The sequence below is a fragment of the Nocardiopsis sp. NPDC055879 genome (genome assembly GCF_053615935.1).
In genome coordinates, this window is sequence record NZ_JBSHCT010000008.1 from 154,201 (window position 1) to 172,655 (window position 18,455).

Consider the following 18,455-nt stretch of genomic DNA (forward strand, 5'->3'; position numbering starts at 1 on the left):
TGTCCGCTCCATCCGGACCCGGCGCGAGGGGCTGTGTCAACCGATCCTCGACGGTTTACCCTGACCGCATGAACGAGCGAGTGGATCGTGCCGAACGACGGATCGAGGCCTCCCTCCCGGAGGTGTACCGGGCTCTGGTGGAGCCGGAGAGCCTCGTGGAGTGGTTGCCGCCGGAGGGAATGACGGGCCGGTTCGAGCGCTTCGACCCATCCGGATACCGGATGGTACTGACCTACCGCGAGCCCGGGCACGGCAAGTCCTCGCAGGACACCGACGTCTTCGAGACGGAGTTCGTGGAGCGGGTCCCGGGCGAGCGCGTCGTCCAGCGGATCGTGTTCGACGCCCCGGACCCGGCCTTCGCGGGCACCATGACGATGAGCTGGCTGCTGTCGGAGTCCGACGGGGGCACGTTGGTGGTCATCGAGGCACGGAACGTCCCGACGGGCATCTCCCCGAGCGACCACGAGGCGGGATTGGCGTCGTCCCTGGCCGGCCTGGCCGCCCACGTCACCGGCTGACCCCACCGAACCGCACCCCTTGTCCTGGCCGCACCCTCGTGCGTACGGCGTACCCAACAGACGAGCACACCGTCCTCCCACGGCGCGACCAAGGAGGAACACCGTGCGGCCCCACACCCCGAACGCGCTGTTCGGCATAATCGACGGCGAACGACCGGCCTCGGGGGTCAGCCCACGACAAGGGGTGGAACGAGGTAGATGAGCTCGAAGGCCTCGTAGATCGCGCCGAGGACGAACAACACCAGGGCGGGCAGGCCCAGCCATCCGACCCGTCGCAGTCCGCGTACGTAACCCTGCCGGCGGTTGTGGGCACCGACCGTCCCCGGGCGCAGCCAGGCCTTTCCGAGGACGTAGGCGGCGAACATGACCAGGATGTAGGCCTGGAACTCGATGAGGATCGTCAGCGAATGCGGGATCAGGAGCTTCGCCGTGACCGTGTCGACCGGGGCGAGGGTCACCCCGAAGTGGAACGCCCGGTAGGTGAACAGGAGGATCCCGGCGAAGGGCAGCACCATCGAGGGCAGCAGGATCGTCAGCGCTGCGACCGTCACCACGTTCACCGCGAAGATGGTCAGGGCGAACAACCAGACGTTGTCGAGCAGGCTCACCACCAACCCCGCCGTCCCGTCATCCTCCATGGACGTGACCTGGGCGGCGTTCAGGTCGGGGAAGACCAGCGCCGTCCCCATACCGAGGAGGAACAGGCCGTACATGAGCACGTTCAACACGAGGTAGGCGCGCAGGTCGGCGCGGATGATCCGGAAGGGTTCGCGAAGGGCTCGCATGTGCTCTGCTCCCTGGCTGAGTCGATCGGTGAACCGGACTTCGTGTACGGCTCACCCGCAGTTCAGACCATGACCTCGGGGCAGGGTCAAGCACCGGTCAGGCACTGCCGTCCAGTAGCGGGTTCCAGCGCAGCCGCGTGGCCCGCTCGACCGCGGCCGTCGAGGCGCACAGGGCGAGCAGGGAGTTGAGCCCGATGGACAGGTCGATGGGCGAGGTGAAGGTGCCCAGTCGTTCGGCCACCGGAGGCACCGCGGCGAGCGCTTCGACGATCTGGAGGACGATGAGGGCGACCGAGGTGAAGAGCACGGTCAGCGACAGCGCTCCGATCAGGCGACTCAGCACCGGATGCTCACGGTCGAACCTTGCACGGCGCCCCTCCGCCGAACGCTCGTCGGGCACGAGCCGGCTCGCGGCCCCTTCTTCGGTGACGTAGTGGCAGCGCTTGAGGCCGAAGGACGTGGGCACCACCTCGATGGTTCCTCCCTCCACGGGGAAGGCCGCGGGCAGCTTGGAGTGGGCGTGGTGCTCACCGTCACGGTAGAGGTGGGCCTTGCCGTGTCCGTCATCCGTCAGAACCCGCTGCCAGTAGGGGACGTCTACGGCGTAGACCACCGGGCATCCCTCGCCGTTCGTCACGGAAAGGTAGAACAGGGCACGGGAAAGCATCTGCCACGGGCGGAAACGCTTCAACGAACGCCCGTTGCCGGCTTTGATCTGATTCGGGTTCCGGACCATTTCGGGCTCCCCACCCTCGCGAAGGTCAACGGCCGCGTGGATCGTCCCCACGGGCCCGGGACCATCCCACAGTGTGCCCTGGGGGCAGGGTCAAGTACTTGACCCTGCCCCCAGGGCACACTTTCCGATAAGGGAAAGTACGCGAAGGAGGTCTCACATGGCTTGGAGCACGCGGCAGCTCGCCGAACTGGCCGGCACGACGGTGAAGGCCGTGCGGTACTACCACCGGATCGGGTTGTTGGAGGTGCCCGCGCGAACGTCGAACGGCTACAAGCAATACGAGGTCGCGCACCTGATCCGGCTTCTTCAGATCAGGCGGCTGAGCGACCTGGGGATCCCGCTGTCGGAGGTGGCGGCGATGGAGCATCCGGATGAGGCGCCCGAGGAGGCGATCCGCGCGCTGGACGCGGAACTGGAGGCGACCGTCAACCGGCTCAACCGCGTGCGGGAGGAATTGGCGCTCATCCTGCGTCACCGCGCCCCGGCCTACGTCCCGACCGCCTTCGCCCCGATCTCCCGAGGCTTCTCCGAACGGCAACGGTCGTTGCTGATGGTCTATTCGAGTGTCCTCAGCGAGGAGTCCCTGACGGGGTTTCGCGAGATGCTCGGTGAACCGTCCGACACCGACGAGGAGTTCGAGGCGTTGCCTCCGGATGCGGACGATGCCACGATCGACCGCCTCGCCTCACGCATGCTGCCGTTCGTCGAGGACTCTCGTGAGCGGCATCCATGGGCGCAGGACCCGGCGGCGGACGCGCCGGGCGGTACCCGGCAGGCCGAACAGACGATGGCCGAGGCGATGGTGCAGCTGTACAATCCCGCCCAGTTGCGGGTCCTGAAGCGTTTGCACGACCTCCTCACGGAGACCGACCGCGACACCCCGAGCTGAACTCCCAGAGGAAACGACGAAGGCGACCTTGCGAACGCGCTCGCAGGGTCGCCCTGAGTGTGCGAGCCCCGGCGAGCACACACCGGGGGTCTGGGGGTCGCCCCCAGGAGAAACAACGGAACGACCCGGCAAGGAGGACGAAGTCCCCCGAGCAGAGTCGCCCTGAGTGTGCGAGCCCCGGCGAGCACACACCGGGGGTTCGGGGGTCGCCCCCCAGGAGAAACAACGGAACGACCCGGCAAGGAGGACGAAGTCCCCCGAGCAGAGTCGTTCCAGAGTGAAGTGGAGCTATGGGGATTCGAACCCCAGACCTCCTCCATGCCATGGAGGCGCGCTACCAACTGCGCCATAGCCCCGTGAAGCCGTGCTTCCGATCCTAGCGGACGCGCGGGGGTGGGTCGGACGTGTTCCAGGGCACGTCCGCGCGACGGAGGCGGTGGGCCTACGCCGGCATCCCCTCACCCGGTCCGTCCGGGGCCGGGCCGACACGAAGTTCTATCCTGGCCGAGAGAGGTGATGTCATGCCCGAGAACCCCCAGGCGAGAGCACTGCTGCGGTGGGAGGAGCACGGAGCTCCGTGGCGCGTGGCCGAGCGGACCCCCACCAGCGTCACCGTGTCCCTGTTGACCTGCGACGACGGCACCGAGGTGGATCGTCTGGTCTCTTCGGACCCCGAGTTCCTGGCCCTGGTCGCCCGCCGGCTGGAGGACCCCGAGTCAGGCTTCGACTGAGCCCGCCCCCGCCGCTCAGCGCGACCCCGACCGCAGGGGGTTACCTCGGGGGGTTCGGGGGGTCGCCCCCCGAAAACACGAAGGACGACCCGGAAAGGAGGACGAAGCCCCCCGAGCAGAGTCGCCCTGAGTGTGCGAGCCCCGGCGAGCACACACCGGGGGTCTGGGGGTCGCCCCCTAGGAGAAACAACGGAACGACCCGGCGAGGAGGACGAAGTCCCCCGAGCAGGGTCGTTCCAGAGTGAAGTGGAGCTATGGGGATTCGAACCCCAGACCTCCTCCATGCCATGGAGGCGCGCTACCAACTGCGCCATAGCCCCTGGTCTGCCGGACGGTTTCCCCGCTCGGCATGTGAATACTGTACCGGATTCCAAGGGTGGGTCGAACCGAGGTCGAACGTTGGTCGACCTCCCGGTGACGCTCCGGGCGGGTCGGCCCCTGGTGGGGGTGAATATCCTGGGGATGTGCCCGAATCCAAACTTGAAATCCAGATGCTCCATGATCGCCTGTTGGTCAAGGCGATCCCGGACAAGAGTGAGCGGCGCAGTAGCGCGGGTCTGGTCATCCCCGACACGGTGAAGTTGGCGACGCGGCTGGCCTGGGGCGAGGTTCGTGGCGCCGGAACCGGCGCCCGCCATGTGAAGACCGGTGATCGTGTGCTCTTCGATCCGGAGGAGCAGGGCGAGGTCGAGTTGAACGGCGAGCGGTACGTGATCTTGCGGGAGCGGGACGTGCACGCGATCGCGAACGAGGCCCCCGAGCGGGGCACCGGTCTGTACCTTTAGTCGTCGTTTCGGGGTCGGGGTCCATGTGGTGGGCCCCGACCCCTTCGTCATGCCCGGGGTTCGCGGCCGATCGCTTTGACCAGGGACATCAGGCACATGTTGTGCGCCTCGAAGGCGGGCACCTTCGCGACGTCGGTGTAGGTCCAACCGGCGTAGAGGGCGGCCCACAGGAGTTGCTGGGCCCACAGGGGTGTGACGCGCGGGTCGATGGTGCCGTCCTCGTGGCCGCGTTCGATGAGCTCGTAGAGCGCGAGGTCGCTGGGACCGCACTGCTCCTCGTCGGGTTCGTCGGTCATCTCCTCTCCGCCCATGGAGAGCATGATGACCTTGACCAGCCCGAAGTACTCGGAGACCAGACGGGAGAAGGCTTCGAGCGCGGTGCCTTCGGTGGTGCGGGCGCGCGCGGTGGCCTCGTCGGCGAGTTCGTTGGCGTAGCCCTCCAGGGCCACGACGAGGTCGGCGCGTTCGGGGAAGTAGCGCTGCAGGGTGCTGCGGGCGACACCCGCCCTGCCGGCCACCTGTGACAGCGGGGCGGCCCGATTCTCCGTCAGGACGTCGACGGCGGCCTCCAGGATCGCGCGGCGGGTGCGTGCGCGAGTCCTTGTCTCTTCCTCTGCGGGAGCACTCTTCACCATGTCTTCATCCTAGAGGGATCGGTACTCACTTGACAATAATCGGTCACCCGTGACCTAATTCAGACCATGGCTGATCTTTTCTCGGTGCCCGATTCCCGATCCTCGCCCTCCCCTGAACCACGTTTCGCCCAGCTGCGGGTGCTCTGGTCGTTCGTCCGACCGCACCGGCGCAAACTCCTGCTCGGCCTCGTGCTGGCCCTGCTGGGTTCGGCCCTGGAACTGGCCAATCCGATGGTGATCAAGCTGGTCCTGGACACGGTGTCCGACGCCGGCAGCCTGGCGATGCCGGTGACGATCCTGCTGTGCCTGTTCGTCAGCGGCATCGTGTTCGGGCTATGGCACTGGATCGTGCTGGGCACGGTCGCGGAGAAGGTGGTTCTGGACGCGCGCACGTCCCTGGTGCGCCGCTACTTCAGGGCGGCCATGCAGCCGCTGTCCAAGCGTCCCTCCGGCGAACTCGTCACCCGGGCCACCTCCGACACCGTCCTGCTGCGCGAAGCCGCTTCCAGCAGCGTGATCAGCCTGGTCAACGGTGGCGTGCTGCTGGTCGGCACGCTCATCATGATGGGTGTGTTGGACCTGGTCCTGCTCGCGGTGACCGCGTCCGCGGTGGCCATCGTGACGGTCCTGTTCCTCACCCTGATGCCCGCCCTGGCCAAGGCACAGGAGAGGGCCCAGAACTCGCTCGGTCTGATGGGCGGGGTCCTCGACGGCTCCCTGCGGGCGATCCGCACGGTCAAGGTGAGCCGCGCCGAGGAGCGTCTGGGCGACCAGATCCTGGGCCACGCCCAGGACGCCGCCGCGCACGGCATCCGGTCGGTGCGCCGGGGGGCCGTGGCGTGGACGATCGCCTCCGGTGGGATCCAGCTGTCGATCATCGCGATCCTCGGTCTGGGCGCCCTCCGAGTGGCCTCCGGGGAGATCGCCGTTTCCACCCTGGTGGCGTTCCTGCTCTACGCGTTCACCCTGATGACCCCGGTCATGGAGCTCTCCCAGAGCGTCACCACGTTGCAGTCGGGCATCGCCGCCGCCAAACGCATCCGTGAGGTGGAGGCCATCCCCCTCGAACCCACCGCCGAGGCCCCGACCGACTCCCCCGCCGAGCGTCCCCTCGCCCCGTCCTCCGAGAACGGCCACGGGAGCCCGTTGTTGGAGCTGCGCGGGGTCACCGCCCGCTACGCCCCGGGGGCCGAGGCCGCCTTGGAGGAGGTCGACATCACCGTCTCCCGCCGCGGGCACACCGCCATCGTCGGCCCGTCCGGCGCGGGCAAGACCACGGTGCTGTCGTTGTTGCTGCGCTTCCTCGAACCGGAGCACGGCGAGCTGCTGTTGGAGGGCAGACCGTACCGTGAGCTCTCCCCTCAGCAGGTCCGGGCACACTTCTCCTACGTGGAGCAGGACACCCCGGTGGTGCCGGGCACCGTCCGTGACAACCTGCTGTTCACCCGCCCCGAGGCCGGTGAGGACGAACTACACCGGGTCCTCGACGACGTGCGGTTGACCGACAAGGTCGCCTCTTTGGATCAGGGCCTGGACACCCCGTTGGACTCCAACTCGTTCTCCGGTGGTCAACGCCAGCGCGTGGCCCTGGCCCGGGCCCTGTTGGGGTCCCCGGACGTGCTGCTGTTGGACGAGGCGACCTCGCAGGTGGACGCGATCACCGAGGCCGCCATCACCGAGAGCGTCCGCCGTCAGGCCGACCGCGGAGCCGTGGTGACCATCGCGCACCGTCTGTCCACGGTCATCCGCGCCGACCGCATCCTGCTTCTGGAGGACGGCCGGATCCGCGCCCAGGGCACCCACCGGGAGCTGCTGGAGCGGGACACCCTGTACCAGGAGCTGGTCGCGGCCCTGCACATCGCCCAGACCGAGGAACGCGGCCGCGAGCAGCCCGGAGACGACGAGGTGGCCGCCGGGGTCTTCCCGAACTGAATCACTCCGTGGCGCCCGCGCGCACACGCGGCATCCGGGTCGTGACGGCGATCCGGTTCACCACCCGGGACGCGGCCACGATCCGACGGGTGGGGCCTCTGCGGGCGCGGTCGTAGCGGGCCAACGCCCGCCCGAGCGAGGGTTCCTCCGTCAGGGCCCGGCTCAGGGTCGCGGCGTCGATGAGGGACTCACAGGCACCCCTGCCGAGGTTGGGCGCCATGGCGTGGGCGGCGTCGCCGATGAGCGCGTGGCGCCCCTTCGCGTAGCGACCGAACGCCGGCAGGTCGTACAGGGTCCTTCGGTCCACACCGTGGGTCCGGGCCCCGGAGACGATCCGCGCGACGTCGGGGTACCAACCGGCGTACTCACGGCGCAGGACTGCGGCGTGGACGTCCGGGTCGCGCGAGGCGAGTTCGGTCTCCGTGAGCAGGCGCCGGTCCAGGGCCGCGTACCAGTTGGTGGTGTGGGCGTCGAGCGGGGTGATACCGAAGATGCGGCGCCCGCCCCAGACCTCGGTCACCCCGTCCACTCGGCCGGGCCGTGTTCCCCGGTAGGCGACGGAACCGAGCGGGCGCGGCGGGCTCGCGCGGGAGAAGGCGGTGTCTCGAACGAGGCTGTGGATCCCGTCCGCGCCGATCACCAGGTCGTGGTAGCGGCCGGGGGCGAGGTCGGCGACGGTCACGGGGGTGTTCCACCGCACGGTTCCGGCGGGGAGGGCCCTCACCAGCAGGTCGAGCAGGGCGGACCGGGACACCAGGTGGCCGCCGCGGCCTTCGGCGCCGAGCAGCACGCGGCCGTTGGGCCGGCGCAGCCTCAGCGCGGACCGGTACTCGGCGCGAGCACGCACCTCCTCGCCCAGGCCGAGCCGGTCCAGGGCGGCCAAGGCGCCCGGCCATACGCCGAGGGCACCGCCGATGTCGGGCGGACCGGAGAGTCTCTCGCGAACCTCGACCTCCCAGCCGCCGTCGAGCAGTCCGCGGGCAACCGCGAGTCCGGCGATCCCTCCGCCCACCACCAGTGCCGTTGCGCGCATCGATGCCACCTCGTCCGTTCGCGGCGCACGGATACTACGATCGTAGTACCCCTTTACTACGAATGTAGTATGCCGCCATGTCCCAGACAAGAGCCCGTGCCCTCGACGCCGCCATCGAACTGTTGGGCACCCGAGGCCTGCACGCCCTCACCCACGGCAAGGTGGACGTCCAGGCCGGCCTGCCCAAGGGTTCGACCTCCAACCACTTCCGCACCCGCGACGCCCTCGTGCGCGGGGTCGTGGAACGCCTGGAGGAACTCGACCGCCGGGACTGGGCCGACCTGAACGGCCTGGAGGTGACCGCCGTCGAGGGCCTGGTGGACACCCTGGCGCTGTTCGTCTCGGATATGACCACCACGCACCGAGGCCGGACCGTGGCCCGCTACACCCTGTCGATGGAGGCCACGCACAACCTGGAGGTGCGCGCCTCCCTCAATCGTGGGCACGACCTGCTTCGGGCCTGGGTCATCGAGATCCTCACCGACCTGGGGGCCGCCACGCCGCGCACCGCCGCCCGAACCCTGCTGGCCTACGCCGACGGGCTCATCATGCACGCACTGCTGCGGCCCGAGGCGGTGGAGCCGCGCGGTCAGCTCCTGCGCGTGACCCGCGCCTGTTTGACCCCCTGACCTCGCACACGACGGCGCCCCGGCGGGTCCACACGGGACCTCCGGGGCGCCGGCTCACTCGAACGGACCAGACCTCAGCCCTTCACCGCCCCCGAGGTCAGCCCCGCCACGATCCTGCGTTGCAGGACGAGCGCGAAGATGATGAGCGGGACGGACACCAGCACCGAGGCGGCCATGATCTGACCGATCGGGTTCTCGTAGCCGACCCTCTCGAAGGTGCCCACGAAGACCGGGACGGTCTGCACGTTCAGGTCACGCGGGGCGAACGAGAAGGCGAGCAGGAACTCGTTGGTGGCGTAGACGAACGTGAGGATCGAGGCGGCCCCCACGCCCGGCGCGGCCAGCGGCGCCACCACCCTCAGGAACGCCTGGAACGGCGTGGCCCCATCGACCTTGGCCGACTCCTCGATCTCCTTGGGGATGCCCGCGAAGAACGTCGTCAGGATGAAGATGGACAGCGGCAGGGTCAACGCCACGTACGGGATGATCATGCCCGCGTAGGAGTTGAGCAGGTTGATCCCGGTCCACTCGTTGAGTTGCAGGTACATCTGGTACAGCGGGTTGACCAGGGCGACCGGCGGGAACAGGGTCGCCACCAGCGTGGCCGCCAACAGCGCGAACTTACCGGCCAGCGGCAGTCGGGCCAGCGCGTACCCGGCGAGCGAGGCCACCGGGATGCAGATCAGCGTGGTCACCGACGCCACGATCAGCGAGTTGCGCAACGGGAACAGGAAGCCCTGGTCCACGACCTCCTGGTAGTTGCCCAGGCTGAACGGTCCGTTGAGGATGTTCGGGTCGGTCAACGCCACCGATCCCGTGCGCAGACTGGTCATCCCCATCCACAGGAACGGGAACAGGCACCAGGTCAGCACCACCAACAGACCCAGCAGCTTGAGTGCTCCGGACACCGCCGGCGGGGTGCCTCGTTTGGGACGGTGGACCGCGCGGGTCGCCCCCTGGCTCTGTGCGACGCTCATCGCTTCTCCTTCCGCCCCACGTCACCGACCATGTGGCGGCCCATCCGACCGATGAAGGCCAGACCGACGAGCATGACGATGACGAACGTGACCGTGGACAGCGCGTTGGCGTAGCCCGGTTGTGGTTCGGCGACCAGGAACCGCTGCGCGTACACCGACAGGGTCGCCAGCGAGTTCGAGTACCCGGAGAACACGTACGCGAAGTCGAACATGCGCAGCGCGTCCACGGTGCGGAACAGCAGCGCCACCACGATCGCCGGTCGCAGCAGGGGCAGCGTGATGGTCCAGAACCGTTGGAACACGTTGGCGCCGTCCATCTTGGCGGCCTCGTAGTAGTCCTTGGGGATGGTCTGCAACCCGGCCAGGAGCAGCAACGCCACGAACGGGGCGGTCTTCCACACGTCCGCGCTGATGATGCCGACCATCGACCAGGCCGGGTCGCGGAGCCAGTTGATGTCGGTGCCCAGCACCGCGTTCACGAACCCGGGGTTGTGGTCGAACATGTACCGCCACACCTGGGCCGCGACCGCGGTCGGGATCACCCACGGCACCAGGATGACCGCGCGGGTCAGGCCACGGCCGACGAAGACCTGGTGCATGATGAGCGCGAACGCCATCCCGACGACGAACTCCAGGGACACCGAGGCCACCGTGAAGATCAGGGTGTTCTGCGCGGCGTTCCAGAAGCCGGGGTCGGTCAGGGCGCCGACATAGTTCTCGACGCCCACGAGTTCTCGGTTGAACCCCCGGATGTCGTACAGGCTCATCCAGACGGCGTAGAACACCGGGAAGAGCGCGATCAGCGCCATGAAGGCGAGCGACGGGGCGAGGAAGATCCGCCCCATCGCCTGCTCCCCCAGTCCATGGGCGCGCCGGCGCACGGCCTTGACGACGTCGGGGGCGACATCCGTGGAATCGGACATCGCTCCTCTACTCTCCCTCGAGTGCGTTGCCGGCGGCGGTGTCCACGGCCTGCAGCGCGGTCTCCGGGTCCTCTTGACCGAGGAAGGCCGGGTGCAGGTTGTCCTGGATCTCCAGGGACAACGAGTTGTAGCCGGGCACCGGCGGGCGGGCCTGCGCCTCGGCGAGGATGTCTCCGAGCATCTCGAAGTTGGGGTCCTCGGCCTCCTCGTAGGCGCTGACCATGGTCGGCGGGAGGCTGTTGTCGGCGAGGATGGCCTGCGCCTCGGGGTCGGTGGCGGCCCAGAGCACGAACTCGCTCGCCAGTTCCTTGTTCTCGCTCAGGCTGCTGACGGCGTTGTTGAGCCCACCCAGGGCGCTGGTGCCCGACTCACCGGTGAAGGAGGGCAGCGGCGCCACCGCGAAGTCCTCGGCGACCGCGCTCTCCTCGTCCTCCTCGCCCTCCAGGAGCGGGACGGCGTAGGGCCAGTTGCGCATGTAGACGGCCTCGCCGGACTGGAAGAGGGCACGGGCGTCGTCCTCGACCATCGAGTCGAAGCCCTCGGCGAAGAACCCGTTCTCCTGCCCCTCGATCATGAAGTCCAGGGCGGTCTGGGCGGCGTCGCCCTCCAGGAACGTGGAGTTCTCCTGGGACTCGTCGAAGAGTTCGCCCCCGGCGGACCAGAACATCTCCAGGTACGTGACGACGAAGCCCTCGTACTGGTCGCCCTGACCGACGAAGGGCGCGATGCCCTCCTCCTCGGCTGCCGCCATGCCGGTCTCGTAGAGCTCGTCCCAGGTGGTGGGCGGCTCGTCGATGAGGTCGGTGCGGTAGTAGAGGAAGGCCCCGTTGGAGGAGTACGGCAGGGCGTAGAGCTCCTGCTGCCACTGCGCGCTGTCGATGGCGCCGGGCAGGCTCACGTCCTCGATGTCGCCGCGCATGTCCTCCAGGCTCTCGATGTAGCCGAAGTCGGCGAACTCTCCGGTCCAGATGACGTCGAGGCCGAGCACGTCGAACTCGCCGGCCTGGGCCTGCAGGTCCTGGAACATGGCCTGGCGCTGCTCGTCGGCGGTGGGGGCGAGGAAGAAGATCTCGACCTGCCGGTCGGGGTTGTTCTCGTTCCACAGGCGGGCCACATCCTCGTGGATGTGGCGGTCGGCGCCGGTGACCGCCCACACGAACTGGGGGTCGTCGGCCAGGCCGGCGCTCTCACCCTCGGCGTCGGACTCCTGCCCGGGGGGTTCTCCACAGGCGGTGGCCAGGGTCAGGACCAGGGTCGCGAGGGCCGCACCACCCGCTCGCCATGTGAATCGCCGGTGCCATGGAAGTGCTGGCATGCCTCTCTCCTTTTCGCGTCTCCGCGGGAGATGTGGAGACACGGCGTCGAGGTGCCGGGACAACGCCCGGTTCGGTTGTTTGAAAACGATGCCATCGAATATGTGATCTAGTCAACATACTTCCTTGATACGTGTGCATATTTGGTGGCGATGGAGGTGATGGTGTAGGTAAATCTATTGAAAACGTTGCCATAGTGGATGATCACTCCTACCGTGGAAGTATGAGCAAACACCCCCCGAGCATGCGGGACGTCGCACGTCGCGCAGGGGTCTCACTGTCCACGGTCTCGCGTGTGATGCGCGGCGTCCCGGGGGTCGCCCCCGCCGTCCGCCAACGCGTACAGGAAGCGGCCGACGAACTCTCCTACGTGGTCTCGCGCAACGCCTCAGGGCTGGTCACCGGGCGCACCGGCCGGGTGGCGGTGATCGTCCCGTTCCTGCAGCCGTGGTTCTTCGGATCGGTCCTGGCCGGCATCAGCGACGGTCTGCAGCGCGCCGGCCTGGACATGCTCGTGTACCAGGTGGGAGAGCTGCGCCGACAGCCCGGTTGGACGAGTTCGCTGCCGCTGAGGCGCAACAGCGACGCGGTCATCACGGTGGCCATGGACCTGTCGGCCGAGGAGTGCGGGCGTCTGGACGACGTCGGTGTTCCCCTCGTCCTCACCGGACAGTCCGTCCCCGGCCGGGCCGGGGTGTTCATCGACGACCGGCAGGGGGTCGCCAAGGCCACACGACACCTGCTCAACCTCGGCCACACCCGCGTGGCCTACATCGGTTCCGAGGGCGGTTCGTGGCGCGGCCGGAGCTCACGGGACCGGTTGGAGGGCTTCCAGAGCACCATGGTCGACGCCGGACTCGCCGAGTGGAGCGTGCTGAGCACACCCGGCCGGCGGGGAGGTGAACTCGCCATGGGGGAGCTGCTCTCCGACCATCGGCCGCCCACCGCCGTCCTCACCGAGTTCGACGACATCGCCATGGGCGCGCACCGCACGCTGCGCCGATCCGGCATCCCCGTACCCGGGGCGATCTCGCTGATGGGCTTCGACAACCACGAGGCCGCCGCGATCCTGGACCTGACCACCGTCGACCAGTCGCCCCGCGCGATCGGAACGGCCGCCGCCGACCTCACCGTGGACATCCTCGCCGGCGAGGCCCCACCGGACCGACACGTGGAGATGCCCACCCGGCTCATCCTCCGACAGTCCACCTCGGCTCCGCTACCGAGCGAGTGACCATCCCGACCGTCCGATCGACCAGGTCAGAAGGAGAGAACATGCGACCGTGGTGGCGCGACGCCGTCCTCTATCAGGTCTACCCGCGCAGCCTCGCCGACTCCGACGGTGACGGGGTGGGCGACCTGCGCGGGATCACCGACCGGCTGGACCACGTGGCGGGGCTGGGCGCCGACGGGATCTGGCTGTCGCCGTTCTACCGCTCTCCTTGGGCCGACGGCGGTTACGACGTGTCCGACTTCCGCGACGTCGACCCCCTGCTCGGCACGCTCACCGACTTCGACGCCATGGTCGAGGCCGCGCACGCCCGCGACCTGCGAGTGATGATCGACATCGTGCCCAACCACACCTCCCAGGAGCACCCCTGGTTCCGGGCGGCGCTGGCCTCACCCGACGCTCCGGAGCGGGACCTGTACGTGTTCCGGGACGGGCGCGGGCCCGACGGCTCCGAGCCGCCCACGAACTGGCGCTCCACCTTCGGTGGGCCCGCGTGGACCCGGGTTCCGGACGGGCGGTGGTACCTGCACATGTTCGCCCCCGAGCAACCGGACCTGAACTGGGACGACGAACGGGTCCGCGAGGAGTTCCGGGACATCCTGCGCTTCTGGAGCGATCGCGGCGTGGACGGTTTCCGCATCGACGTGGCCTACGCCCTGGTCAAGGACCTGGAGCCGCTGCGCGACCTGATCCTTGTGGACGGTGGGCGGTTCGAGGACATCGCCGCCAACCCCGACCACCCGTTCCTGGACCGGCCCGAGGTACACGAGGTGTACCGGGACTGGAACGGTGTGCTGTCCGCCTACGACCCGCCGCGCGCGACCGTCGCCGAGGTGTGGCTGCCCGGGGAGCGTCGTGTGCGCTACACCCGGCCCGACGAGCTCGACCAGGCGTTCAACTTCGAGTACCTCATGGCCCCCTGGGACGCGGACGCCTACCGGAGGGTGATCGCCTCCTCCATCGCCGACGCCACCAGGGTGGGCACCGTCCCCACGTGGGTGACCGGCAACCACGACGTGGTGCGCAAACCCTCCCTGCTGGGGCTGCCCGCGGGCACCGATCCGCGTCGCTGGCTGCTGTCGGACGGCCACGACCCCGAACCCGACCACGCCCTGGGCCGGGCCCGCGCCCGCGCGTTGGCGCTGCTCACCCTGGCCCTGCCGGGGTCGGCCTACGTCTACCAGGGCGAGGAGCTGGGGTTGCCGGAGGTCGCGGACCTGCCGGCCGACGCGTTGGAGGACCCCCGGTGGCGGGGCAGCGGACACACCGACAAGGGCCGGGACGGCTGTCGGGTCCCCCTGCCCTGGACCCGGGAGGGCGCCTCGTTCGGGTTCGGTCAGGGAGGTTCCTGGCTCCCCCAGCCCGACTGGTGGGGCGAGTACTCGGCCCAGGCCCAGGAGGAGGACCTGGACTCGACGCTGTGGCTGTACCGGAACGCGCTGCGGTTGCGCCGGACCTTCTCCGACGACGAGGTCCTGGTGTGGGACGACGCCCTGAACCTGGGCCCGGTGGTGGCGTTCCGCCGAGGCGAGGTGCTGGTTCTGGTCAACACCGGCCCCGAACCGGTGCCGTTGCCCGTCGGCGAAGTACTGCTGTCCAGCACCGACGTGACCACCGACCTCCCCGGTGACGCCGCCGTGTGGCTGCGCGCCGTCTAGGGGTCGACGGCGGCGGCGCAGCGGCGGGCCTGGGCCCGGAAGGCCTCCGCCAGACCCTCCGGGCCCTCGACCAGGGTGAAGTCGGTGTGCGTCGAGGTGATCATCCAGACCAGGTCGTGGAGGGTCTCCGCGCCCAGGTGCAGCAGACAGGAAGCCTCGTCCACGGCCTCCACGACCCCCATCCCCGGCCAGACGCGGTCGGCCACGGTATCGGCCGCCTCATGCAGGCGGACCACCGCCCGGCAGGGCCAGGTCTGCGACGACAGCCGGTGCGACAGGTAGGCCGCCACGTCGCCGTGCGGGGGCACGCGCGGGTCGAACCGGGGGCCGGTGGGCGTGCGCGGGACGAGTCGGTCGACCCGGAAGCCGCGCCAGTCCTCTCGGTCGAGGTCGAAGGCGACCAGGTACCAGCGGGCACCGAAGCTGACCAGGCCGTGCGGCTCCACCCTGCGCGCCGACGTGTCACCGTGCACGCCGGTGTGGTCCATGCGCAGCACCTCACGGCGACGGCAGGCCTCGGCGACCGCCATCAGCGTCTCGGCGGACACCGTCGGCCCGGGTTCGACGCCGGCCCGCACGGTGGCGCCGCGCAGGGTGCGCACCCGCTGCCGCAGTCGTGCGGGCAGCACCTGTTCCAGTTTGGCGAGCGCCCGCCCCGAGGCCTCCTCGATTCCACTCACCGACCCCGCGGTACGGAGTCCCACAACCACCGCGACGGCCTCCTCGTCGTCGAGCAGCAGGGGCGGCATGGCCGCGCCGGGACCCAGCCGGTACCCGGCGACGCCCCGGGTGGCGTGCACCGGATAGCCGAGTTCACGCAGCCGCTCCACGTCCCGGCGCACGGTGCGCGGGGTGACGTCGAGGCGTTCGGCCAGGGTGGCGCCGGACCATTCGCGTTGGGTCTGCAACAGGGCCAGGAGCGCGAGCAGCCGCGCGGAGGTCGTTTCCGCCATGGCACCATTCTCACGCGCGCTTAGGAATGATCCTGACCTAACCGGTTCCTAGCGTGGATGGCATGACGAACCCGGCGCGGCGAATCCGCCCCTTCCGCATCGAGATCCCCGAGGATCACCTGACCGACCTCCGCTCTCGGTTGGCGGGCACCCGTTGGCCCGCCGAACCACCCGGGGTCGGCTGGGACCGCGGGGTCCCGGTCGGCTACCTCAAGGAGCTGGCCGAGTACTGGCGCACCACCTACGACTGGCGGGCCGCCGAGGCGGAGATCAACGCCCATCCGCAGTTCACCACCGAGGTCGACGGCCAGAACGTGCACTTCCTGCACGTCCGTTCGTCCGAGTCGGAGGCCACCCCTCTGTTGATGACGCACGGCTGGCCCGGCGCCGTGACCGACTTCCTGGACGTCATCGGGCCGCTCACCGCCCCGCGTGCCCACGGCGGCGACCCCGCGGACGCCTTCCACCTGGTGATCCCGTCCCTGCCGGGCTTCGGCTTCTCGACCCCGTTGGCGGGCCCGGGGATGAACGCCTCCCGGATGGGAGGGGTGTTCCTCGAACTGATGGCCCGCCTCGGATACGAGCGCTTCGCCGTACACGGTTACGACACCGGGGCGTGGGTGGCACCGACCATCGGTGAGCAGGCGCCCGAACGGGTTCTCGGTGTGCACGTCAACGGGATGATCACCTTCCCGTACGACGACGAGGAGACCAAGGGCCTGTCCGAGCCGGACCAGCGGCGGTGGGACTCCATGCGGGACTACAACGACGGTTACCTGCGGTGCAACGGCAAGCGACCGCAGACCGTGGCCTATGGCCTGACCGACTCGCCGGTGGGACAGCTGGCCTGGATGGTGGAGAAGTTCAAGGAGCTCTCCCTGCCGGAGGAAGGGCTTCCGGAGGAGAGCCTGGACCGCGACCGGATGCTCACCTGTGTGTCCCTGTACTGGCTGACCGGTACCGCCGCCTCGGCCGCGCAGATCTACTACGAGGAGATGTCGGCGAGCGAATGGAGCGCTTCGGGAGACCAGGGTGATTCCGGGGGCTGGGACGCCGAGGAAAGCGGCGCCGAGGCCAAGGGGGCGCCGACCGGGGTACTGCTATCGGCCCACGACGTGACCGTGCGGCGCTGGGCCGAACGCGACCATCACGTGATGCGCTGGACCGAACTCGACGCGGGCGGCCACTTCCTGTCCCTGGAGAGGCCGGACCTGCTGGTCGGCGACCTCCGTGCCTTCTTCCGCGACCTGCAGTAGGCCGACGAGCCTCATGGCCCGTGGCCGGATCCGGCCACGGGCCCTTCGCTCGACACCGCGCGTACGCGCAATATCCTGACCACTTCCTCGACCGCCCTTCCAAGGGATCGGGGAGCCCTTGGGCGCCCACCACGAAGAATCGAACGAGGTGCCGACGGCACTGGAGACGACGACGTGATCACGATCCCCTCCCCCGACAACCACGTCCCCGCCGACCTCGACGCGCGAATGCGGCGCCTGCTGGAACGGCTCGTGGGCCGTAGCGACGTACACCACGCCTGCGTCGCCGTCACCGGCCGCGGCCACCACTGGGCGGCCGCGCGGGGCCCGGACGACCTCGGATCGCGCCCCGACACCCCGTTCTTCGTCGCGAGCGTCACCAAGCGCTTCATCGTCACGTTGGCCCTGCGGGCCCATGAGCGCGGCGAACTCGACCTGGACTCACCCTTGATCGCCCACCTGCCCGAGGCCACCGGCGTCCACGTCCTCGACGGGGTCGACCACACGCCGACCATCACGCTGCGGCACCTGGCGAGCCACACCTCGGGGCTCCCCGACCACTTCGAGAAACGCCGCGAGGGTCCAAGCCTCAACGACCACCTCGTCGCCGGGCGGGACACCGCCTGGATCTTCGAGGACATCCTGCGGACCACCCGTGAGCAGCAGCGACCGTACTTCCCACCCCAGGATCTGTCCGCCGCCCGACAGAAGGCCCGTTACTCCGACACCGGTTTCCAGTTGCTCATCCGTGTCCTGGAGCGGACGACCGGACGTTCGTTCGGTGCCCTGCTCGCCGAGCGGATCCTCGTCCCCCTGGGGTTGAAGGACACCCGACCGCCCGGCCCACCGCCTCCCGGCATGGCACCGCTGCACACGAAACAGCGCCGCGTCGAACTCCCCGCCCTGCTCACGTCCAGCAACGACCTGTACAGCACCACCGGTGACCTGATCACCTTTCAACGGGCGCTGCTCGACGGAAGGATCCTGGACGACCCGAGCCCACTGACCGAGCGGCGCAACCGACTGCGCAACCTCCCGATGATCCACTACGGGCTGGGCACCATGTACTTCCACGTCAATCGGCTCTTGGCCGGTGGCCGGGCGCCTCTCACGCTCATCGGCCACGCCGGCGGCACCGGGACCTGGCTGTTCCACTGCCCCGAACTGGACCTGCACCTGGCCGGGAGCATCGACCAGACCAAGGGGGCCGCGGTCCCCTTCCAGTACCTGGCCGGTTTCCTGAACGCCTGGCGTTCGTCGTAAGCCCTCTGGCCAGAAAGAACAAGGCCCCCGGCGAGCACACACCGGGGGTCTGGGGGTCGCCCCCCAGAAGAAACGACGAAACGACCTGGCGAGGCGGACGAAGTCCCCCGAGCAGAGTCGTCCTGAATATCGGGGGTCTGGGGGTCGCCCCCAGAAGAAACGACGAAACGACCTGGCGAGGTGGACAAAGTCCCCCGAGCAAGGTCGT

The 18,455-nt window shown here is 69.1% G+C and carries 18 protein-coding genes and 2 tRNA genes; 10 read left to right on the forward strand and 10 right to left on the reverse strand.

Annotated features, from left to right (window positions below; all coding sequences use genetic code 11):
* Window positions 1-68 precede the first annotated feature (68 nt).
* The gene (locus ACWGKS_RS11560) at window positions 69-518 is read left to right on the forward strand and encodes an SRPBCC domain-containing protein (RefSeq protein WP_452522526.1); all 450 of its coding nucleotides are present in this window, start codon (window positions 69-71) and stop codon (window positions 516-518) included.
* Window positions 519-685: 167 nt separating this feature from the next.
* Here ACWGKS_RS11560 and ACWGKS_RS11565 read toward each other — a convergent pair whose 3' ends face one another.
* The gene (locus tag ACWGKS_RS11565; RefSeq protein WP_452522528.1) at window positions 686-1,303 is read right to left on the reverse strand and encodes a stage II sporulation protein M; all 618 of its coding nucleotides are present in this window, start codon (window positions 1,301-1,303) and stop codon (window positions 686-688) included.
* A 97-nt stretch (window positions 1,304-1,400) separates the two neighbouring features.
* Window positions 1,401-2,039: a hypothetical protein gene (locus ACWGKS_RS11570; protein WP_452522530.1), complete on the reverse strand. Its 639-nt coding sequence runs from the start codon at window positions 2,037-2,039 to the stop codon at window positions 1,401-1,403.
* Window positions 2,040-2,196: 157 nt separating this feature from the next.
* Between ACWGKS_RS11570 and ACWGKS_RS11575 the strand changes: the two genes are divergently transcribed.
* Entirely contained in the window at window positions 2,197-2,928 is a 732-nt protein-coding gene (locus ACWGKS_RS11575) for a MerR family transcriptional regulator (RefSeq protein ID WP_452522532.1), read from the forward strand.
* 283 nt (window positions 2,929-3,211) lie between these two features.
* On the opposite strand, the gene ACWGKS_RS11580 is transcribed toward ACWGKS_RS11575, so the two are convergent.
* A tRNA-Ala gene (locus tag ACWGKS_RS11580) sits at window positions 3,212-3,284 on the reverse strand.
* Between the two features lie 165 nt (window positions 3,285-3,449).
* On the opposite strand from ACWGKS_RS11580, the gene ACWGKS_RS11585 reads away from it, so the two are divergent.
* Window positions 3,450-3,659, forward strand: coding sequence for a hypothetical protein (locus ACWGKS_RS11585; RefSeq protein ID WP_358512909.1), 210 nt, complete (start codon window positions 3,450-3,452; stop codon window positions 3,657-3,659).
* 247 nt (window positions 3,660-3,906) lie between these two features.
* Here the strand turns inward: ACWGKS_RS11585 and ACWGKS_RS11590 are convergent.
* A tRNA-Ala gene (locus tag ACWGKS_RS11590) sits at window positions 3,907-3,979 on the reverse strand.
* 171 nt (window positions 3,980-4,150) lie between these two features.
* On the opposite strand from ACWGKS_RS11590, the gene ACWGKS_RS11595 reads away from it, so the two are divergent.
* On the forward strand, window positions 4,151-4,444 hold the full coding sequence (locus ACWGKS_RS11595; RefSeq protein WP_304074500.1) for a GroES family chaperonin: 294 nt from the start codon (window positions 4,151-4,153) through the stop codon (window positions 4,442-4,444).
* 47 nt (window positions 4,445-4,491) lie between these two features.
* Here ACWGKS_RS11595 and ACWGKS_RS11600 read toward each other — a convergent pair whose 3' ends face one another.
* Window positions 4,492-5,079: a TetR/AcrR family transcriptional regulator gene (locus ACWGKS_RS11600; RefSeq protein ID WP_358512907.1), complete on the reverse strand. Its 588-nt coding sequence runs from the start codon at window positions 5,077-5,079 to the stop codon at window positions 4,492-4,494.
* A gap of 138 nt (window positions 5,080-5,217) precedes the next feature.
* On the opposite strand from ACWGKS_RS11600, the gene ACWGKS_RS11605 reads away from it, so the two are divergent.
* Window positions 5,218-7,011, forward strand: a complete 1,794-nt coding sequence (locus ACWGKS_RS11605; protein ID WP_452522593.1) for an ABC transporter ATP-binding protein — start codon at window positions 5,218-5,220, stop codon at window positions 7,009-7,011.
* A gap of 1 nt (window position 7,012) precedes the next feature.
* Here the strand turns inward: ACWGKS_RS11605 and ACWGKS_RS11610 are convergent, their stop codons facing one another.
* Entirely contained in the window at window positions 7,013-8,044 is a 1,032-nt protein-coding gene (locus ACWGKS_RS11610) for an FAD-dependent monooxygenase (protein ID WP_358512905.1), read from the reverse strand.
* Between the two features lie 77 nt (window positions 8,045-8,121).
* On the opposite strand from ACWGKS_RS11610, the gene ACWGKS_RS11615 reads away from it, so the two are divergent.
* A complete protein-coding gene (locus ACWGKS_RS11615) occupies window positions 8,122-8,673 on the forward strand; it encodes a TetR/AcrR family transcriptional regulator (RefSeq protein WP_452522535.1) in 552 nt (183 codons plus the stop codon).
* A 74-nt stretch (window positions 8,674-8,747) separates the two neighbouring features.
* Here the strand turns inward: ACWGKS_RS11615 and ACWGKS_RS11620 are convergent, their stop codons facing one another.
* The 3 genes from ACWGKS_RS11620 to ACWGKS_RS11630 form a co-directional block, all read right to left on the reverse strand.
* On the reverse strand, window positions 8,748-9,650 hold the full coding sequence (locus tag ACWGKS_RS11620; protein ID WP_358512901.1) for a carbohydrate ABC transporter permease: 903 nt from the start codon (window positions 9,648-9,650) through the stop codon (window positions 8,748-8,750).
* Window positions 9,647-10,495 carry a carbohydrate ABC transporter permease gene (locus tag ACWGKS_RS11625; RefSeq protein WP_358512936.1) on the reverse strand — a complete coding sequence of 283 codons (849 nt, stop codon included), beginning with the start codon at window positions 10,493-10,495 and terminating at the stop codon, window positions 9,647-9,649. The genes ACWGKS_RS11620 and ACWGKS_RS11625 overlap by 4 nt, the downstream gene beginning before the upstream one ends.
* Window positions 10,496-10,580: 85 nt before the next feature.
* Window positions 10,581-11,888, reverse strand: a complete 1,308-nt coding sequence (locus ACWGKS_RS11630; protein WP_452522537.1) for an ABC transporter substrate-binding protein — start codon at window positions 11,886-11,888, stop codon at window positions 10,581-10,583.
* A gap of 221 nt (window positions 11,889-12,109) precedes the next feature.
* Here ACWGKS_RS11630 and ACWGKS_RS11635 point away from each other — a divergent pair, with 221 nt between their 5' ends.
* Complete coding sequence (locus ACWGKS_RS11635) at window positions 12,110-13,120, forward strand: LacI family DNA-binding transcriptional regulator (protein ID WP_358512897.1); 1,011 nt, start codon at window positions 12,110-12,112, stop codon at window positions 13,118-13,120.
* Between the two features lie 41 nt (window positions 13,121-13,161).
* A complete protein-coding gene (locus tag ACWGKS_RS11640) occupies window positions 13,162-14,775 on the forward strand; it encodes a glycoside hydrolase family 13 protein (RefSeq protein ID WP_358512895.1) in 1,614 nt (537 codons plus the stop codon).
* Here the strand turns inward: ACWGKS_RS11640 and ACWGKS_RS11645 are convergent.
* Window positions 14,772-15,728 carry a helix-turn-helix transcriptional regulator gene (locus ACWGKS_RS11645; RefSeq protein ID WP_452456580.1) on the reverse strand — a complete coding sequence of 319 codons (957 nt, stop codon included), beginning with the start codon at window positions 15,726-15,728 and terminating at the stop codon, window positions 14,772-14,774. The two genes, ACWGKS_RS11640 and ACWGKS_RS11645, sit on opposite strands and share 4 nt — an antisense overlap.
* A gap of 62 nt (window positions 15,729-15,790) precedes the next feature.
* Here ACWGKS_RS11645 and ACWGKS_RS11650 point away from each other — a divergent pair, with 62 nt between their 5' ends.
* Together ACWGKS_RS11650 and ACWGKS_RS11655 are read left to right on the forward strand one after the other, a co-directional pair.
* Window positions 15,791-16,984 carry an epoxide hydrolase family protein gene (locus ACWGKS_RS11650; protein ID WP_452522540.1) on the forward strand — a complete coding sequence of 398 codons (1,194 nt, stop codon included), beginning with the start codon at window positions 15,791-15,793 and terminating at the stop codon, window positions 16,982-16,984.
* Window positions 16,985-17,158: 174 nt separating this feature from the next.
* Entirely contained in the window at window positions 17,159-18,247 is a 1,089-nt protein-coding gene (locus tag ACWGKS_RS11655; RefSeq protein ID WP_452522542.1) for a serine hydrolase domain-containing protein, read from the forward strand.
* Window positions 18,248-18,455 lie beyond the last annotated feature (208 nt).

Bases quoted from the DNA above. Each gene is read 5' to 3' on its own strand.
- ACWGKS_RS11645 (WP_452456580.1), bottom strand. From the start codon at position 15,728: ATGGCGGAAACGACCTCCGCGCGGCTGCTCGCGCTCCTGGCCCTGTTG.
- ACWGKS_RS11625 (WP_358512936.1), bottom strand. From the start codon at position 10,495: ATGGGGCGGATCTTCCTCGCCCCGTCGCTCGCCTTCATGGCGCTGATC.
- ACWGKS_RS11635 (WP_358512897.1), top strand. From the start codon at position 12,110: ATGAGCAAACACCCCCCGAGCATGCGGGACGTCGCACGTCGCGCAGGG.
- ACWGKS_RS11585 (WP_358512909.1), top strand. From the start codon at position 3,450: ATGCCCGAGAACCCCCAGGCGAGAGCACTGCTGCGGTGGGAGGAGCAC.
- ACWGKS_RS11600 (WP_358512907.1), bottom strand. From the start codon at position 5,079: ATGGTGAAGAGTGCTCCCGCAGAGGAAGAGACAAGGACTCGCGCACGC.
- ACWGKS_RS11630 (WP_452522537.1), bottom strand. From the start codon at position 11,888: ATGCCAGCACTTCCATGGCACCGGCGATTCACATGGCGAGCGGGTGGT.
- ACWGKS_RS11565 (WP_452522528.1), bottom strand. From the start codon at position 1,303: ATGCGAGCCCTTCGCGAACCCTTCCGGATCATCCGCGCCGACCTGCGC.
- ACWGKS_RS11560 (WP_452522526.1), top strand. From the start codon at position 69: ATGAACGAGCGAGTGGATCGTGCCGAACGACGGATCGAGGCCTCCCTC.
- ACWGKS_RS11620 (WP_358512901.1), bottom strand. From the start codon at position 9,650: ATGAGCGTCGCACAGAGCCAGGGGGCGACCCGCGCGGTCCACCGTCCC.
- ACWGKS_RS11615 (WP_452522535.1), top strand. From the start codon at position 8,122: ATGTCCCAGACAAGAGCCCGTGCCCTCGACGCCGCCATCGAACTGTTG.
- ACWGKS_RS11640 (WP_358512895.1), top strand. From the start codon at position 13,162: ATGCGACCGTGGTGGCGCGACGCCGTCCTCTATCAGGTCTACCCGCGC.
- ACWGKS_RS11570 (WP_452522530.1), bottom strand. From the start codon at position 2,039: ATGGTCCGGAACCCGAATCAGATCAAAGCCGGCAACGGGCGTTCGTTG.
- ACWGKS_RS11610 (WP_358512905.1), bottom strand. From the start codon at position 8,044: ATGCGCGCAACGGCACTGGTGGTGGGCGGAGGGATCGCCGGACTCGCG.
- ACWGKS_RS11650 (WP_452522540.1), top strand. From the start codon at position 15,791: ATGACGAACCCGGCGCGGCGAATCCGCCCCTTCCGCATCGAGATCCCC.
- ACWGKS_RS11595 (WP_304074500.1), top strand. From the start codon at position 4,151: ATGCTCCATGATCGCCTGTTGGTCAAGGCGATCCCGGACAAGAGTGAG.
- ACWGKS_RS11575 (WP_452522532.1), top strand. From the start codon at position 2,197: ATGGCTTGGAGCACGCGGCAGCTCGCCGAACTGGCCGGCACGACGGTG.